General features: G+C 60.4%; 12 protein-coding genes and 1 pseudogene. All 13 read right to left on the bottom strand.

Annotated features, from left to right (window positions below; genetic code table 11):
• Nucleotides 1-18: 18 nt before the first annotated feature.
• On the bottom strand, nucleotides 19-483 hold the full coding sequence (locus JUI81_RS10335; RefSeq protein WP_026331816.1) for a hypothetical protein: 465 nt from the start codon (nucleotides 481-483) through the stop codon (nucleotides 19-21).
• A gap of 99 nt (nucleotides 484-582) precedes the next feature.
• Entirely contained in the window at nucleotides 583-1,014 is a 432-nt protein-coding gene (locus tag JUI81_RS10340) for a hypothetical protein (RefSeq protein WP_231380629.1), read from the bottom strand.
• Nucleotides 1,015-1,031: 17 nt separating this feature from the next.
• Nucleotides 1,032-1,463, bottom strand: a complete 432-nt coding sequence (locus JUI81_RS10345) for a hypothetical protein (protein ID WP_026331815.1) — start codon at nucleotides 1,461-1,463, stop codon at nucleotides 1,032-1,034.
• Between the two features lie 274 nt (nucleotides 1,464-1,737).
• Nucleotides 1,738-2,016: a lysozyme inhibitor LprI family protein gene (locus JUI81_RS10350; RefSeq protein ID WP_081625747.1), complete on the bottom strand. Its 279-nt coding sequence runs from the start codon at nucleotides 2,014-2,016 to the stop codon at nucleotides 1,738-1,740.
• Nucleotides 1,961-2,732: pseudogene (locus tag JUI81_RS10355) on the bottom strand (sel1 repeat family protein); the annotation flags it as partial. The pseudogene JUI81_RS10355 and the gene JUI81_RS10350, both read right to left, overlap by 56 nt.
• A gap of 5 nt (nucleotides 2,733-2,737) precedes the next feature.
• Nucleotides 2,738-4,786: a type VI secretion system tip protein VgrG gene (locus JUI81_RS10360; protein WP_204124199.1), complete on the bottom strand. Its 2,049-nt coding sequence runs from the start codon at nucleotides 4,784-4,786 to the stop codon at nucleotides 2,738-2,740.
• Between the two features lie 28 nt (nucleotides 4,787-4,814).
• On the bottom strand, nucleotides 4,815-5,831 hold the full coding sequence (locus tag JUI81_RS10365; RefSeq protein WP_204124200.1) for a serine/threonine-protein kinase: 1,017 nt from the start codon (nucleotides 5,829-5,831) through the stop codon (nucleotides 4,815-4,817).
• Entirely contained in the window at nucleotides 5,828-6,556 is a 729-nt protein-coding gene (locus JUI81_RS10370; RefSeq protein ID WP_204124201.1) for a PP2C family serine/threonine-protein phosphatase, read from the bottom strand. Before JUI81_RS10370 ends, JUI81_RS10365 begins: the two co-directional genes overlap by 4 nt.
• Entirely contained in the window at nucleotides 6,556-10,095 is a 3,540-nt protein-coding gene (gene tssM / locus JUI81_RS10375) for a type VI secretion system membrane subunit TssM (protein WP_204124202.1), read from the bottom strand. Before tssM ends, JUI81_RS10370 begins: the two co-directional genes overlap by 1 nt.
• 13 nt (nucleotides 10,096-10,108) lie before the next feature.
• Nucleotides 10,109-10,984 carry a type IVB secretion system protein IcmH/DotU gene (gene icmH / locus JUI81_RS10380; protein WP_018927447.1) on the bottom strand — a complete coding sequence of 292 codons (876 nt, stop codon included), beginning with the start codon at nucleotides 10,982-10,984 and terminating at the stop codon, nucleotides 10,109-10,111.
• Between the two features lie 5 nt (nucleotides 10,985-10,989).
• Nucleotides 10,990-12,321 carry a type VI secretion system baseplate subunit TssK gene (tssK, locus tag JUI81_RS10385; protein WP_028939163.1) on the bottom strand — a complete coding sequence of 444 codons (1,332 nt, stop codon included), beginning with the start codon at nucleotides 12,319-12,321 and terminating at the stop codon, nucleotides 10,990-10,992.
• A 2-nt stretch (nucleotides 12,322-12,323) separates the two neighbouring features.
• Entirely contained in the window at nucleotides 12,324-12,824 is a 501-nt protein-coding gene (gene tssJ / locus JUI81_RS10390) for a type VI secretion system lipoprotein TssJ (RefSeq protein WP_018927445.1), read from the bottom strand.
• A 5-nt stretch (nucleotides 12,825-12,829) separates the two neighbouring features.
• Nucleotides 12,830-14,026 carry a type VI secretion system-associated FHA domain protein TagH gene (tagH, locus tag JUI81_RS10395; protein WP_204124203.1) on the bottom strand — a complete coding sequence of 399 codons (1,197 nt, stop codon included), beginning with the start codon at nucleotides 14,024-14,026 and terminating at the stop codon, nucleotides 12,830-12,832.
• Nucleotide 14,027: the final 1 nt, after the last annotated feature.

A 14,027-nucleotide genomic window follows, 5' to 3' on the forward strand; every position in this document is an offset into this window, starting at 1 on the left:
ACGGGTTGGACTTGCTCACTATCTTTCTGGAGGGGATTTCCGACGATCATGGCGCAGCAACCAGACCAGCGGCGGCAACAGCACCAGCAGCGCAAAACCGTCGAGCCACAGATGCGACCAGACCTGTTTTTGCGCTGAAAGCCACATGTCCTGCGGTGCCCATAACAGAACGCCAGCCATCAACCATCCCCAAATTGCGGGTGCTTTAAGACGGTTGCCGAGGTGCACCAACGCGAGCATGTACAGCGAATAACTTTGCAGCGTCGCGCCGAACAACGCGAGCCACCAGACCTGCTGCTCGTGACCGGCAGCAGGAACCGCATCGGCGCCCCAGAACGCGAGTTCGAGGGTGTGAAGATAGCCGTCAAGTAATCCGGAATGACCGGCCCAGGTCAGCGTGAGACCGGCGAGCACATGCACGATCGCGGCGGCATACAGCCAAAGCACCATCGTGGAGCGAAGAGAGAAAGAGGGGGCTGGCATTCCGTGTCCTGAGCGCATTCCTTGAGGGCGGGGAGTTTAATGGAAAATGGGGGTTGTCAGATGCACAAGCGTTAAACGTTTACCGTGACGGGTTCAGGCTCAGCGCTTGTGAAAGCGCGTCACGCATGACTGCGGCCCGTCCATTCCCCAGTAGGTGCTGAGCAAGACTTTGCGTTTCTTGTCTACACGGAGATTGACGAAACCATCGCCACAATCCGGCTGCACTTCCTCGAAGTCAGCGGTTTTCGGCCGGTAGATGAAAATCCGGTGGATCGTGTAGGTGCCCATGCCGTCGTCGATCTGCCAGACAGAAAAATCTTTCATGCCATCGAAGTTGAAATCATCGATAGCGACGTGCAGGGATTTTTCAGCGGCAAAGTCGATGGTTCGCGGCTCGCGAGCATCGACTTGAACCGTCACCTTCACCTTCGGCCCGTTCACTTCCAACATCGCTTCAACGTTTTTAACAGGGTTGAACGATGTTACCTCGGCCCCCGCCGACGCCGAACCCAATAACCCGAACAGCGCCAAACCCAAACTCACCCGAGTCATTGATCGCCCTGCTCCCACTTGCAACCACCGTCTCGAGAAACATCGACATTGGGGTTAAGCAGGAAACTGTATTCCTTGCCGTTGGACTTCTTGGTGTAAACCATCGAAACGCTCATCGCTGCTTGGGTGACCCACTCATAGGTTCCCGTGACCTTGCCGTCGACAATCTCGGACCAGGTACTGGTATTTTGCGTGGGTGCGTCCGGGGCAAGTATTTCTTCCTGATGATCCGTCAGTACGATGGAAATCGGCGTTTTCGACTTGACGTATTTGACGAAACCACCCGACCAGTTGCTGTCGTGGTCGTAGTAGGTTCTGAATTCGAACTTGATCGAGTTGGTGCCTTCGAAGCAGTAGCTTTCGGACGTGACCTCGCTGTGGGCGGTCAGGGGAAGGAAAACCATGAGTAACGGGAGTAGCTTTTTCATCTAGAATCCGTTCAGGAGAAAGGGCGCGCCTTGGCACTAGTCACAGAGAGAGGAAGGCTGTTATTGGCTTTCAACGGAGGCAGGCCCTACCGCGCACTGGCCGTCCTGGAGGGCTGCGCTGGCCGGTAATGCAAAAGTCATCATCAGCGAGCAAAAAACAGCAAACCTCATTTCATTGAGTCCTCTAAAAATATCAAACCACAAAACTCAATGCCCGCGTCATGCGCAGCTTTCCAGCCTCTATTTAATAACACCAACCACTGTTCGAAGACTATCAACTCGCAGGTAGAATGCCGTTCAGATAGGCAGCTCTTTCCAGACTCATCTTTGCCACGCACCTATCGACATCTTCAGAATAGGCTTTTCTATCCCATTCATTTTCAAAACCCTCTAGCACGCAGTTCGTATCCCTCAACTTTAGCCACGCGCGCTGAGAATTTTTCAATCGAACTAGAAAAGCTTTATATACCTCATGTTGTGATTGGTATTGAAAAATCTTCCGGTACGGCGTTATTCCCATAACAGTAAAATGTTGAAAGTGCAGCGGCACCATCAGCAAGGGTGGTTGCCGCTGCTTTGAATAAGATCTCGACCTTCTCCGTCTCCAACTGCGACGCCATTCCTGAAAGGCTCAAACTCGCTGCATTGAAACTAGCCTGTGGATCACCAGAAGCTGCCGCGCACACATAATTTTCCAACGACGCTTCGAAAAACTCTCGAGTCAGCCGGTATTCACCAGCCCCCAATCCACCAAATGCTTCTGCACGCTGATAACAAAAATTCTCTGCAGTACTCATGGTCGGAGAGCTCGCCACAACAAGGTCCTTCTCGCTGACAGACCAATCCTCAACGCCCTCCAGAACCCAACACGCCTGGCGAGAAAAGTTGAAAATCTTGATGTTGCTGTTGCCCGCTCGCTTATCCACTACGTTGAAATGACTATCGTCGATCGCTTCGACCTCAACACCCTCAGTCTTGTCTGTGCCCACAGGCGCCATTAGCGGAAACGGCAAATTGGAGCTCTTGACTCCCGTCGTTTGTGGCTCAAAAGCTCCATGCTCTCCCCACCGGTTTCAAAACCAGCGACTTCACCGTCATCGCAGTCAACCGCTGCTGAGTTTCAGCATTCGCAGAGAACGCCGGAAGGAACTGGGAAAAATCTTCAGACGGACATTCATCCGCATAAGCGCTGCCATGAAACAGGCTCAGCAGTGAGGCGGTGAAAGCCGCTACGGCGAAGCCATTCCTCTTGTTCAAAAAACCATTCATGTCGATCACTCAGAAAACACAAAAAAAGCCTTCGGCTTAACCTTCTCAGGCGGCGCATTCAACAACGCCTGATCCATCAAACTCCCCGCCTTATCCTTATCCGCCGCCCCCGGCAGCACCGGCGGTTGAATCCCGATCCCGGTCCCCGACCCAGCCGACCCACCCGCATTAATCTTCACCACCGGCCCAACCACCGTCACACCACCGCCATCCAGCTTGATAAAGCTCCCGCCCCCCAAAATGGTCAGCTCAGTCCCCGCCTCAATGACAATCTTGTCCCCAGCCTTGATGTGAATCTCTTTCCCGGCACTGGTCAGTTGCGCGGTGCCGAGTTTCACGTGCTGGTTTTCGCCGATGGCCAGGTGGTCGTCCATCCGTGCTTCGATCTTGCGGTCGCTGATGGTGGTGCGGTGTTCCTCAGCCTTCAGTTCGGTGTAGGTGTTCTTCACCACCGTGTCGTGGCGTTCATTCCCCACCCGAATCTTCTGGTCGTGCTCGATGTTTTCATCCCAATCCCGCTGGGCATGGATGAAGATCTGCTCGGCACCTTTCTTGTCTTCAATCCGCAGTTCATTGAACCCGCCGCCCCCCGGTGAGCTGAGGGTTTTGAAGACGGTGCGGGTTTTGTTCGCTGGCAGGTCGTAGGGAACCTGGTTTTCCTTGTGGTACAGGCAACCGGTTACCAGCGGTTGGTCGGGGTCGCCTTCGAGGAAGGTGACGAGCACTTCCATGCCGATGCGCGGGATGGCGATGGCGCCGTAGCGGTCGCCGGCCCAGCTCGAAGAGACGCGCATCCAGCAGCTGGTTTTGTCGTCGGCCAGGCCTTCGCGGTCCCAGTGGAATTGCACTTTGATGCGGCCGTATGGGTCGCAGTGGATTTCTTCGCCTTTGGGGCCGGTGACCATGGCGGTCTGGCTGCCGAGGACGCGTGGTTTTGGGTGTTCCAGGGCCGGGCGGTAGAACACGTTCCACGGGGTGGCGAGGAAACGGTTGCGGTAGCCCTGGTGGAAGTCGTCTTTGTTGTCGGTGGTGTCGCTGGTCACCGCCTCTTCGAGCACTTGCGGCTGTTTGCCTTCGTGGACGATTTCGGTAAGCAGCCAGAGGTCGTTCCACTCGGTGCGCGGGTGGTCGGAGATTTCCAGGAAGTGGCCGCTGACGAGGGTGGTCTGGTCGCCATGGCCTTCGGCTTGCTGGTAGTCGGCGCGGTGGCGTTCCAGGGCGTGTTGGCTTAGGAATTTGCCGCGGGCGCGGTCGAGGAAGCGGCCGGGGTAGTCGTAGTCTTCGAGGTCCGGTTCGGTGCTTTCGCCGTCGGGTTTGCCGTCGGGTTTATAGCCGGCTTCGAGTCGCAGGTTGGGCTTTTCGAAGTCGTAGTCGCGACGGGTGACGCGGCCGGTGCGGGTTTCCAGGCGCAGTTTGAAGCCTTTGATCACCGGTTCGTCGGCGACCATGCCGCTGCCTTGGACGTAGGCGGTGGGCTGGCCGAGTTTGGGGAACACGGTCTGGTCGTCGCCGAACACCAGCAGATGGGCTTTTTCGCTGTGCTGGAAGTGGTAGTGAATGCCTTCTTCTTCGCACAAGCGCTGGACGAAGTGCAGGTCGGTTTCGTCGTATTGCACGCAGTAGTCGCGGTCCGGGCACGGCTGGCTCAACTGGATTTTGTAGGCGTTGCCTTTGATGCCGTGTTCTTCGAGGATCAGGGCGATGATTTTCGGCGCCGACATCTGCTGGTAGATTCGCTGGTTGGTGCGGTGATGCAGGTATTGCAGGTGCGGCACCAGGGAGACTTTGTAGCGGGTCAGGCGCTTGCCGGCATCGCCTTGGGCGACGCGGTAGATCTGGCCGTGGATGCCGCTACCTTTCGGATCGAATGCGAGGAACGCCTGCTTGTGCAGGAGTTTTTCCAGGTCCAGGTCCGGGTTTTCGCTGACCAGTTCCAGGTCGAAGCGATACGGCTGGCTGATGCCTTCGGTGCCGGTGAACGACAGCACTTGCAGGTCGCCGACGTAGTCTTCGACGGTGAGGCTGAAGTGCGTTTCGCTAGCTGAGTTGAACATTGCTTGCTCCCTGTTCGGTAGTCATCCGTTACGCCCACAGTCGAAGGCGTTGCAGCAAAGACGAAGTGGCACCCAGGGCGTCACGCAATTGGGCGGCGGTGATGGTGCGCTTGGCCGCATCGAAAGCCAGCGCCGTTCGCAGGGCTGGCCAGCAGTGTTTGGGTAGGTTTCGAGGTGCATGCAGCTCGCGGTCGAGGCGCCCGTCGCGGGCTTCGGTCGACGGCAAGCGGCGGAACGGGTGTTTGCCGCCCGCCAGTTCATAGAGCACGCAGGCCACGCCGTACACGTCCGCGCTGGCCGAGAGTGGCTGGCCTTCAAGCAGTTCGGGGGCGGCGTAGCCGGGGGTCCAAGCGTTGAAGCGGTCGCGGCTCAGGTGCGGCAGGCCGGGCAAGATGCCCTCTTCTGCCTGGCCAAGACCGAAGTCGAACAGGCGCACGCCCTCTTCGCTGAGCATCACGTTGCTCGGCTTCATGTCACCATGCAGCACGCCGCGCGCGTGGGTGTAGGTCAGTGCGTCGAGCAGCGGCAGCGCGATGTCGCGCAGTTCTTTCCACGGCAGGCCCAAGGGCCGCTCGCAGAGTAATTTGTCCAGGGTCAGCCCACGCATGAGTTCCATGGTGATGAAGGCACGCTGGCAGTCGGTGTCCACTTCAAAGGTGTGCAAACGCAGCACGTTGTCGTGGCGCAATCGTCGGGTCAGGGTGAACTCGCTGTAGAGCAAGGCACTGGCGTCCGGCGATTCGGCGAATTCTTCGCTGAGGATTTTCAGCGCAATGTAAGGGTCGGGATCGCCGAACTGTTCGCGCAGCAGATCCCGTGCACGGTAAACCGCGCCCATGCCACCGGCCCCCAGCAGGCGCTCGATGCGGTAACGCCCCGCGAGCACGTCGGGCAGTTCACCGATGCTGGCCCGGGTCGGCGCCAGCGCGGGTTCGGCCTGATGCGGCTTTCCGTTTAGCGGCGTGGCGAAAGCGAAGTAAGTCAGGTTATTGGCTTCTTCCTCGGTCACCAGCAGGTCGTCGATCGGTGGCATGAATTCAGTCATTGGCGGATCACCACGGCAGTCAGGTTATCCCGGGCCGAGCCACGCAGAGCGCCGTCGAACAGACGCTCCAGCGCAATGTGCGGCGCGGTCAGGCTCAGGGCGTTGCCCAGGGCATCGCTAGTCAGCCCTTGATACAAACCGTCGCTGCACAACAGAAACGCATCGCCGGGATAGACCTCGAGTTCCAACACATCCAGCGTCAGTTGCTCGGCAGCGCCGACCGCACGGGTCAGCGCATGAGCAGCAGGATGCGCGCGAGCGTCTTCGACGCTCATGTTCTGTTCGTCGATCAGTTGCTGTTGCAGCGAATGGTCCTTGGACAGCTGATACAAACGCTGGCCGCGCCACAGGTAGCAGCGGCTGTCGCCGGCCCAGATGCAGGCCCCGCGATTACCTTCCACCAGCAGCGCCACCACGGTGCTGCCCATGATGCTGTCGTGACGCCCGGCGGTGACGGTCAACTCCTGACCCAAGCGGCGGTTGAGCCAGTGCAAGCACTGGCGAATGCCTTTGAGTCGTTCGTCGAAGTCGTCCTGCACCGGCAATTCCGCCAGGCTGGCGACGATCAACTGGCTGGCGATGTCGCCACCCTGATGACCGCCCATGCCGTCCGCGACCACCCACAGCCCCTGCTGTGGACAGTCGAGAAAGGCATCTTCGTTGCGCGCCCGAACCTTGCCCGGATCGGTACGCGCAGCGCTGCGCCAGGGGTTGGCAACCAGCATCAGAGCTGCACCGGCATACGGAAGGTGCGCAGCACGCCCATGTCGAACGGGTTCGGCGTGCGCTGGCTCGACAGCAAGTAGTTGGCGCGCAGGCCACCCACGTCTGCCTTGAGCACCAGCACGTCGCGACCGGTCAGGTACTCGGTCTGCATCAGGTCGAACAGACGGAACAACGACCATGGGCCGGTGTTCTTCTCGATGCCGATCGGGCGGCCAGCCATTTTGTCGAGAACCAGGCTGGTGCGACCGTCTTCGGCATCGGTCGGCCATTTGAACGACACCGGCACGATCGGGCCGTGGCGGTATTCGATGGTCTTGTCGCCAAACTTGAACTCGGAACGGCTGACCGCCGGGTCGAGGGTGTACGGCTCCAGTTTGAACTGCACTTGCGGCTCGGCCGGGTTGATGGCGAAGAAGCTCTGGCGGATCACTTGTGCCGCAGCCATCTGGTCGAGGTAGACCTTGGAGATCGGCATGCTGTGACCGTCAATGCTGCGCAGGCGGTAGTTGCCTGGGTCGCCACTGACGAATGGACGCATGTAGGTATCAAAGAACCGATCGGCGATGCCCTGGGCCTTGAAGAACTCGCGGAAATCGCTGATCGCGACGTCGCTGGTGCTGTGGGCGCTGAACGGGTAACGCTTGTTGATCGCCTTGCCGTAGAAGCTGTACAGCTCGCTCTGATAACGCTGGTTCAGGTACTGGTAAGAATCGTTGAGCACCAGACGCCAGGTGTCCTCGGCCAGCACGTTGAACCACACGCTGACAGGGCGCGGTAGACGGTTCGACGCATTGCGCAGGGTGCTCAGCGCATCACGCTGGCCGCTCATGCGGGTCTTGGCCATTTCGAACGCGGCCTGCTCCGGTGAACTGGCGCGGGCCAGGCTGGCCATTTGCATTTGCAGGTCGTTGAGTGCTTGCAGGGCCGGAGTCAAATCAGCGGCCGGGCCGTTATTGTCATCCAGCAAGCGGTGCAGCGGTTCGAAGCGACGTTGCAGGGATTTCTTCGCGGTGTCCGGCAGGTTTTTGGTCGCGGCCATGTCAGACGCCGCGTCCGCTGCGGCCGACGCGAGTTTGCCCAACTTGCCGAGCTTGCCCTTCTGCTCGCCCAGTTTCGCGGCGGCATCGGCGGCTTCATCAACCGGTTCGGCTTCCGCCGGGAAACGGGTGTTCTCGCGCACTTCCACCAGCAGTTGCAGCACCGGGGAATTGGCCGACGTCAGGCCCGCCAGTTGCTCGGCACCCTCACTGAAATCGCTGATCGCGGGCAGAGCCACCTGGCCGACCGCTTCGCTCCAGAAGTTGGCGTAGTCGCGGAAGTACAGCTGCTCCAGCTCGACCATCAGGCGACGCAAGTCCATGCCGCTGATGCCCGAGCCTTCGCCCAGCACCCAGTTATCACGCAGGATATCGGTGACCAGCGCAGCGCCCTGGACCGAGAAATACTGCTGATAGCCTTGCTGGGTGTAGAACCCCGGAATCACGTAATCGGTGCCGACAAACAACGAACCCTGCGGGCCGATGTGTTGGCTCAGGCGATATTCCGGCAGGTTGCGAGCCTGCTCGCGCAGCATCCGGTAAACCACGTTGGCCAGCGACTCGCTGCGCAGCACCTGACGCGCCTGCGCCACCAGTTGTTCGTTGAGCGGGTAGATAAACGGCTGCTTGAGCAAACGCTCGAAGTGGGTGTTCAAACCATTCTGCACCGCAGTGTTGCCGGCGTAGCGCAGGGACCAGTCAGTGGCGACCCAATCCTTGAGCCATGCCGCATCGCGACGATCTTTCATGTTCAGCATCAGGTACGCGCGCAGGCTGTTGAGCAGACGTTCGCGGTCTTTCATGTTGGCGCGGATCTGCCCTTCGAGCAGCGTCGCAACCCGTGGCAGCAATTGCGCTTCGAGTTCACGCTCGTAGGCGCTCTTGACCACCGGATTGGCGTCTTCGCCTTGGTACAGGCCACCACGCTCGTGGTACGACACGTCACCTTTGTTCGGGAACACCTGCGTCGCCGCGTAGCTGGTGTCGAGGGTCTTGAGCACCGCCATGGAATCATCGCGCGCCGTCAGGGCCGAGCGTTGCTGGTTCCAGGTTTGCGCCAGGGAACGCAGGTTTTCCAGACGCTCATAGTTGGCCGAGAAACCGCCGGCCCAGAGCATGCCGAACAACGCCAGTGCCGCCAGTGCGCCCACGTACAGAACACGTTGACCCCAATGGATGCGGCTGCGCTCGCGCTTGTCCAGACCGGCCAGGTCGGCCTCGGGGAAGATCACCCGGCTGAGCAAATGGTGAATGAACCGCGAACGGCCGCTGCGCAGGGTTGGCAGCATGCCGGCGCTCATGCCCAGGTTGGCGCCGATACTGGCGGTGGTCTGGTCCATCTGTTGAGTCAGGTGCGGTGCGCTGGTCAGGTAGAAACCGCGCAACTGGCTGACACGCTGGTAGCGGTTGCCGGTGAACGCCAGGTCGACGAACAGGCACAGGCGCTCGCCGATCTGCCCCAGTTGATGCGGGAAGTCGAGGATGCGGCCACGGCGCTGGGTGTCGCGCTCCTGGTGCATGCGCATGATCACTTGGCTGTTGAGACGACGCAGCAGCTCTTCGAATTCGGCGCGCAGCACGGCCACATCGGTGCCGCTCTGCTCTTTGCGGAAGCTGGTGCCGAGGACCTGATCGCTTTCTTCGCGGGTCAGTTGATCGAAGAACTCGTCGAAACCGAGCAGGCGATCGGCCTTGCTCAACACCAGATAAATCGGCACATCGACGTGCAGTTTCTGATGCACGTCTTGCAGGCGCGCACGCACCTGGCGGGCCAGGGTTTCGAGGTCCTGCTCGCTGCCGCTCAGCAGGGTTTCCAACGGAATGGTCACCAGCACGCCGTTCAACGGGCGGTTGCGGCGACGCTTGCGCAGCAGGTCGAGCAAGGTGCTCCAGGCACTGCCATCGACTTCGGCATCCGGCTGGGTCAGGTAACGCCCGGCGGTGTCGATCAGCACGCCGTGGTCGGCGAAGTACCAGTCGCAATGCCGCGTGCCGAGGGTGTCGCGGGTGAGTTTGCGGTCGATCTTGTTGATCGGAAACTCAAGGCCCGAGAAGTCCAGCAGGCTGGTCTTGCCGCTGGCCTGCGGGCCGATCAGCAAGTACCACGGCAAATCACTGCGCCAGCGTTCGCTGCGACCGCGATACAGGCTCGAGGTTTTCAGGGTTTTCAGGGCGTCCTTGAAACGCACCTTCAACTCTTTCTCTTCTTCGTCGATCAGCTCTTCACGGCGAATGCGGTCCTGGCCGTCTTCGGTGGCTTCCACAGCCTTTTTGCGCACACCGGCCCGCCAGCTGACGAAGACCATGGTCAGGCCCCAGATCAGGAACAGCACACTGATGGTCAGCAAACGGGAGGTCGAACCTTCCCAGAATTTGTAGTCATTGACCGCCAGCAGCGGCCCGACGAACCACACCAGCAGCGCAACGAACAGCACCAGCAACAGGGTCCAGACCCAGGTCTGGCGCAGGAATGCGCCGACTTTCTTGAAAAACTTTTTCATCACACGTCCCTGTTTACGGCTTCGACTGCGGCTGAGCCGTGGCCGGATCAAGCTGCTGATAAGGTTGCAGAACGGTTTCGCGTTGTTCGCCCAGCACCCAGGCGAAGCCCGAATACATCACCACCAGGCAGACTACGGTGAACAGCACCACCATCCACGCCGGCACGATGCGCACCAGGCTGCGACGCTGATCGTTCAAGCCTTCCCAATGCGGCGACAACTCGCGAGGCACGTCGCCGCGCAGTTGGCGAATCTGCCGATACAGAGCGTCGCGGATGCCTTCGAGCTCGAGCATGCCGCGGGCTTGCACGCGGTACTTGCCTTCGAAGCCGAGGGACAGGCACAGGTACATCAGCTCCAGCATCGGCAGGTGCTTGACCGGGTTTTTCGACAGGCGATCCAGCAGCTGGAAGAACTTCTCGCCACCGAAGGTTTCGTTGTGGAAGCTGCTGAGCAGGCTCATCTGCGACCACTCGCTTTCGTTGCCCCACGGCGTGGTGACGACGGCTTCGTCGACCACGGTGCAGAGCACGTAACGGGCGGCCATCACCTGGCTGCTTTCGGCGCCATTGTGCAGCGCCCGCACTTCAAACAGTTTCAGCCCGGCGGTCAGCCGTTCGTTGAGCGCGTACAGGTCTTCGCGGGTGTCGCTGTGCTTGAGCCGCACCACTTCCGACAGCAGTTCGGACGCCGCCGCCACCAGCGAATTGAGGCTGATGTTGAACGCTTCGGCCGGGCGCAGGCGCGCGGCATAGATCATCCGTTCTTCCAACTGTTCAAAACGCGGTGGTGCCGCGAAGTCAGTCAGCGGACTCGAGGCCGGGCCGTGGCCCTGGCGGTCGAGCAGGACGGTTTTGTCGTCCTGGGTGTGTTCCATGTCCTTGATCATGTCGGTCAGTTCCTGATGGCCCAGAATTTCAGTTCAAGCTCGGCGAATTCGCCGGACACGTGGAACGCGAAGCCGCCGGAGCGCTCGAGTTGCGCCAGGTCTTCGGAACTGAGTTCGAGGATGAAATAGGTTTTGTTGGAGTGGAACGCGATCTGCCGTGGGGCCACCGGCAACGGTTTGACCTTGATGCCCGGCAGGTGCAGGTTGACCAGTTGGCGGATACGCTCCACCGGGCCGACCTTGAGGTGCGCCGGCAAGCGATGGCGCAGCTCTTCGGAGTCGCAGTTGGCACTGGCCGCGAGCACGAACGAAGCCGAGCCCAGCAGTTTGTGGTCGTGCAACGGCGACACGATGATCCCGTACTGACGCGCTTGCAGGATCAGCTCGATGGCGTGCTGTTCGAGCACCATCGACAGCACCTGACGAATCGCTTCCATCAGTTTGCGGAAGCTCGCGCCCTGGTCGCTGTGCTGGTAACGGCTGTCCAGGCGCGGGCGTTTGCTGTCGCTGGAAAACGTCGCCAGATCACCGAGCATGGTCAGCAGCGTGCGGTACAACTCTTCCGGGTGAACCTGTTCCAGGCCGAGGTAATGGCGCAGCAGCATTTCGGTGCGGTTGATCAGTTGCAGCATCATGAAGTCGCCGACTTCCGCGCCGCCGACCTTGCCGTTGGAACGGAGCCGTTCAGCGATGGTGTCGCCCCGGTGGCCGAGCATGCTGATCACTTCTTTGAGGCACGACAGCAGGTAGCTGGACGAGTGCGCCTGAATGTAGGTCGGCACGAAATCCGGGTCGAGGCTGATCACGCCGTCGGGCGTGGTATCGAGCACTTCGCAGATCTTCAGTTTCACGTAGGCCTGATCGCTCTGCTGCTCGCCGAGCAATAGCTTGAAGTCCGGACGGGCGCAGCTGACCTGGCTGGCGGAGTCGTCACCGGCGTTGGAGTCGGCGACTTCCGCTTCGTACGCGGTGTAGCGCGCCAGCACGTCGGATTGCTCCGGGCGACGGGCTTCGATGTGGTTACCGGTCACCAGCGGCAGCGCCAGATAGATCGGCGTGTTGCCGGTGTTCGGCGGCACGTCCAGGGCCAGCGGCTCGGTGTTGCCGCCCAGTTCGAACAGGCTGCCATCCGGCAGAATCCCCGAGGCCTGGCTGATCACCAGTTTGCCCATGTTGAGGAACTGCAAGTCGATTTCCAGGTTGAGGAAGCCCCAGGTGTAGCTACCCAGCAACTGGGTGCGGGTCTTCATCTGGTGGTCGTAGTAACGATCGTTGTGCTGGAAGTGCTGCGGACGCAGCAGCATGCCTTCCTGCCAAATGACTTTATGGGCATTCATGTTCAGTCATCCGCCTTGGCGAGCGTTTCATGGGTATTGCGGATGCCGGCCTGATCGAGGGTCAGGTCAGCCGCGGTGACTTGCACCGGAGTGATTTGCACGGTGTAGCGCCACTTGGTTTCCGGCAGGTCACGGTAGGCGGCGAGCACGCCAACGTAACGGCTGCCCTCTTCCACGCTGAGCTTGAGCTCGACGGTTTCGCCCGGGCGCAGTTCCAGTTCTTCGCTGGCCACCAGGTCCGGGGCCAGGGATTCCTTGGCGCGTTCGTAGAGGCTGAAGAAATCAGCGTTCTCGAAGGCCACCGGGTGCTTGAGCTCGAACAGGCGCACGACGATCGGCGACGGACGACCGTTGAGGTCCGGGTTCAATTGATCGCTGGCGGTCAGCTTCAGGTTGAGCTTGGTCACGGTGGAATACGGCGACAGCGACGAGCAACCAGCCAGCAGCACCAAAGCAGCGAACGCAGTCAGCATCTTGAAAAAAGCGGTGGAACAGCGAGACATGCGCATCATCCTTGGTGGTCGGTGTGAAGGGTGGAAATCAGGCGGATCTGTTCTTCGTAGGCCTGGGCGAAGTCGCGGGCCAGCAGGCGCTCGCTCCAGTCATCGTCCTGACGCAGGGCCTGGTGATAACGCCCGTAAGCTCTCCAGCGACTGCCGGAGGTGGCGAGCAACGGCTTGTTGTCTCGCTCGAAACGCAGGGTCAGCTGTTGCGGCGAGAAGTGCTCAAGAGTGCCGCGAACAGCGGCGCGGCTGGCGGTCAGCAAGGCCACCTGATGCGCCTGCAAATCGCGGAACGCACGGGAGATCGCTTGCTCGGCCGGCAATTGACCCGGCTTGTTGCCCTGCAACAGAATGCCCAGCGCTTCACCGGCATCGACGGCGAATTTCAACGGGTTCTTTTGGCTGCCTTGTACGGTGGTCTGGGCCAGGCGCAGTTCGTTTTTCAGCTCGCTTCGGGTGCGCAGGCTCTGCTGCAAACCGCCGACGCTCTGCTTGAGCAGGCGTGCGGCGTTCAGGGCCAGGGCTTCGCGGGCGTCGTGGTCGAGGCCTTTGAGGTCCACGCCCAACGCCGCACCGAAGTGCTCCCAGAAACCTTCGCTCTGACGCTCAACCGCTTTTGGCGGCGGGGCTGGCGCTGGCTCTGCCGGGGCGGCGATCAGCTCCGGCACCATCAGGCTTTCCATGTCGATGCGCGCGTAGTCGGCGCGCTGACGGGTGTCCTCGATCACCGTGCTCGGGGAAATCAGCTCCTCGATTTCCGAGTACACGCGCTCTTGCTGGTCAAGAGCATTGAGCGGATCGAGGTCGAGGAACGCATCGTCCGGGATGATGCTGCCCGCGGCCTGCGGACGGCCGACTTCGACGTCGAACGTCGCCGGGTCGCGCACCAGTCGCGCGCGAATCTCGAAGTCACCCAGCACATACACGCTGCCGTGCTCGATGCGCATCGGCTCGCCCTTGCGCAGGCGTGCGCCGCTTTTGCTGTCCTGGATACCGTTGCTGCTGGTATCGGTCAGGAAAAACGTGCCTTCGCGGTAGCTGATCACCGCGTGGTGGTTAGACAGATGACGCTTGCGGTCGGGGATGATCCAGTCGCAGTCCTCGTCCCGGCCGATCACGCCACCGGCCTGTTTGAAGGTCTTCTGGCACAAATCCGTGGGCACGAACTGCTTGGTGTTCAGCATTTCGAAAACCAGTTCCATG

Source organism: Pseudomonas sp. 008 (assembly GCF_016861935.1).
In the GTDB taxonomy this organism is placed as follows: domain Bacteria; phylum Pseudomonadota; class Gammaproteobacteria; order Pseudomonadales; family Pseudomonadaceae; genus Aquipseudomonas.

Excerpts from the sequence above, each read along its gene's own strand:
- JUI81_RS10335 (WP_026331816.1), bottom strand. The coding sequence starts at position 483 with ATGCCAGCCCCCTCTTTCTCTCTTCGCTCCACGATGGTGCTTTGGCTG.
- JUI81_RS10345 (WP_026331815.1), bottom strand. The coding sequence starts at position 1,463 with ATGAAAAAGCTACTCCCGTTACTCATGGTTTTCCTTCCCCTGACCGCC.
- JUI81_RS10350 (WP_081625747.1), bottom strand. The coding sequence starts at position 2,016 with ATGGTGCCGCTGCACTTTCAACATTTTACTGTTATGGGAATAACGCCG.
- JUI81_RS10360 (WP_204124199.1), bottom strand. The coding sequence starts at position 4,786 with ATGTTCAACTCAGCTAGCGAAACGCACTTCAGCCTCACCGTCGAAGAC.
- JUI81_RS10365 (WP_204124200.1), bottom strand. The coding sequence starts at position 5,831 with ATGACTGAATTCATGCCACCGATCGACGACCTGCTGGTGACCGAGGAA.
- JUI81_RS10370 (WP_204124201.1), bottom strand. The coding sequence starts at position 6,556 with ATGCTGGTTGCCAACCCCTGGCGCAGCGCTGCGCGTACCGATCCGGGC.
- tssM (WP_204124202.1), bottom strand. The coding sequence starts at position 10,095 with ATGAAAAAGTTTTTCAAGAAAGTCGGCGCATTCCTGCGCCAGACCTGG.
- icmH (WP_018927447.1), bottom strand. The coding sequence starts at position 10,984 with ATGATCAAGGACATGGAACACACCCAGGACGACAAAACCGTCCTGCTC.
- tssK (WP_028939163.1), bottom strand. The coding sequence starts at position 12,321 with ATGAATGCCCATAAAGTCATTTGGCAGGAAGGCATGCTGCTGCGTCCG.
- tssJ (WP_018927445.1), bottom strand. The coding sequence starts at position 12,824 with ATGTCTCGCTGTTCCACCGCTTTTTTCAAGATGCTGACTGCGTTCGCT.
- tagH (WP_204124203.1), bottom strand. The coding sequence starts at position 14,026 with ATGGAACTGGTTTTCGAAATGCTGAACACCAAGCAGTTCGTGCCCACG.